The 2,500-nt window shown below is 55.2% G+C and carries 2 tRNA genes and 1 rRNA gene (1 of these 3 cut by a window edge); all 3 read right to left on the bottom strand.

The window, feature by feature from the left end:
- A 23S ribosomal RNA gene (locus BRAS3809_RS28650) occupies positions 1-1,620 on the bottom strand; it reaches 1,237 nt to the left of the window's first position.
- A gap of 501 nt (positions 1,621-2,121) precedes the next feature.
- A tRNA-Ala gene (locus BRAS3809_RS28645) sits at positions 2,122-2,197 on the bottom strand.
- An 82-nt stretch (positions 2,198-2,279) separates the two neighbouring features.
- Positions 2,280-2,356, bottom strand: a tRNA-Ile gene (locus BRAS3809_RS28640).
- Between the last annotated feature and the right edge of the window lie 144 nt (positions 2,357-2,500).

Genomic DNA, 2,500 nt, shown 5'->3' with positions numbered 1-2,500 from the left:
GTCCACCTGTGTCGGTTTCGGGTACGGTCTAATGTGGAGGCTATTTCCTGGAACCCCTTCGAAGCCCAACCAATCCAGTAAGGTCGGACAACACACGGGATTCGTCACCATCCACTGGCTGCAGAATATTCACTGCATTCCCATCGACTACGCCTGTCGGCCTCGCCTTAGGGACCGGCTAACCCTGCGAAGATTAACTTTACGCAGGAACCCTTGGACTTTCGGCGACACTGTCTTTCACAGTGTTTGTCGTTACTCATGCCAGCATTCGCACTTCTGATACCTCCAGGCGCCCTCACGGGTCGCCCTTCGCAGGCTTACAGAACGCTCCGCTACCGCGCATCTTGCGATGCACCCTAAGCTTCGGCTCGTGGCTTGAGCCCCGTTACATCTTCGGCGCAGAAACCCTTATTTAGACCAGTGAGCTGTTACGCTTTCTTTAAAGGATGGCTGCTTCTAAGCCAACCTCCTGGTTGTTTTGGGATTTCCACATCCTTTCCCACTTAGCCACGAATTGGGGGCCTTAGCTGTAGGTCAGGGTTGTTTCCCTCTCCACGACGGACGTTAGCACCCGCCGTGTGACTCCCGGATAGTACTCTCAGGTATTCGGAGTTTGGTTGGGTTTGGTAAGACGGTAAGTCCCCCTAGCCCATCCAGTGCTCTACCCCCTGAGGTATTCGTCCGAGGCGATACCTAAATATCTTTCGCGGAGAACCAGCTATTTCCCAGTTTGATTGGCCTTTCACCCCTAACCACAAGTCATCGGAGCCTTTTTCAACAGGCACCCGTTCGGTCCTCCAGTGAGTGTTACCTCACCTTCAACCTGCTCATGGCTAGATCACTAGGTTTCGGGTCTAATACAACGAACTTGACGCCCTATTCAGACTCGCTTTCGCTGCGCCTACGCCTATCGGCTTAAGCTTGCTCGTTAAATTAAGTCGCTGGCCCATAATACAAAAGGTACGACGTCACCCAGAACGCATCTTGGGCTCCGTCTGTTTGTAGGTGTCCGGTTTCAGGTCTATTTCACTCCCCTCGTCGGGGTGCTTTTCACCTTTCCCTCACGGTACTGGTTCACTATCGGTCGCTGAGGAGTACTTAGGCTTGGAGGGTGGTCCCCCCATGTTCAGACAGGATTGCACGTGTCCCGCCTTACTCGAGCATGAATGTTCGCATTACCCATACGGGGCTATCACCCTCTGAGGCCCTGCTTTCCTGACAGGTTCTGGTTGTCTCACATTCATGACTGGCCTGGTCCGCGTTCGCTCGCCACTACTAGCGGAGTCTCGGTTGATGTCCTTTCCTCCAGGTACTTAGATGTTTCAGTTCCCTGGGTTCGCTTGAAACCTCCTATGTATTCAGAAGTCTCATACCTTCTCTTGATAACCGGAAATCCAAAACCTCACGGCTCGGGATCATCCTAGTCTCCTATTCAAACCCCAAAACCACGTCTTTTGGACCAAGGTCTTGGAGTTCCGGCTATCGAAGGTGGGTTTCCCCATTCGGAAATCCGCGGATCAAAGCTTCTTCGCAGCTCCCCACGGCTTATCGCAGCGTAGCACGTCCTTCATCGCCTCTCAGCGCCAAGGCATCCACCGAACACCCTTAAGGCACTTGATTGCTCTCATTATCAATGTCCACACACTCGGCAGAATGTTCACTGCTCTCACCTGCCCCGAAGGACCAGGCGTTAGAGACAGCGAGGACACTGATTAGAAAGACCAGCTTGCTTCTTAAGATCGAACCGATCGCCGTGCGGTCATGCGCAGCGAACAGAGTCATTTACAACAAGCAGCCCGCTTCACAGCGTTCAGCTCGCGCCGAAATGACCCGGAGATAGTGAAGGTCACGCACAGTTCGATGGCCGCGACGCCCACACGATTGCTCGCGTGATTGCCACTGCCCTGCACGATCCCAACTCGGATCGATCTCCTCTTCACGATGTCAGATAACACGCATTTGCCTGCAGTCCCGGTGAGGACCAGACAATGCGAAGTGTTGTCTCGCGGACGATTGTTTGAACACGCTGACACAGCCCGCCTACGCCCTGTCGGGCTCCGGCGCGGCAGCCTTCGCTGCACTCTGGCTTGCCGAGCCGAAGCAGGCGCAGCCTGCGAAGGCTGGTGGAGCCTGTCGGGATCGAACCGACGACCTCATGCTTGCAAAGCACGCGCTCTCCCAGCTGAGCTAAGGCCCCATACTCGGAAAGACGAATGCAATGCAGCGCGGTCGTCGAGACGATTTGCTTGCCAGGCGATAGCGCCAGCAGGCGCGAAGATTGGTGGGCCTGGGAAGACTTGAACTTCCGACCTCACGCTTATCAAGCGCGCGCTCTAACCAACTGAGCTACAAGCCCCTAACGCTCGAAGCTCGTTACCGCTCTGCCCCGAAAGGCAAATGCAGCAACAGCGCAGCCCCAGGCAGCGTGTTCGTCCGCGAAGAAAGAGAAACGAAGACGGCGAAATCCCGCCAATGGAGCTCACGCAAGACCTGGCGGTCT

Origin of the sequence: Bradyrhizobium sp. STM 3809 (assembly GCF_000239795.1) — a bacterium.
Taxonomy (GTDB): Bacteria; Pseudomonadota; Alphaproteobacteria; order Rhizobiales; family Xanthobacteraceae; genus Bradyrhizobium.
The sequence above is the reverse complement of the archived record's forward strand: the minus strand, read 5'-3'. Positions and strand labels throughout refer to the sequence as shown.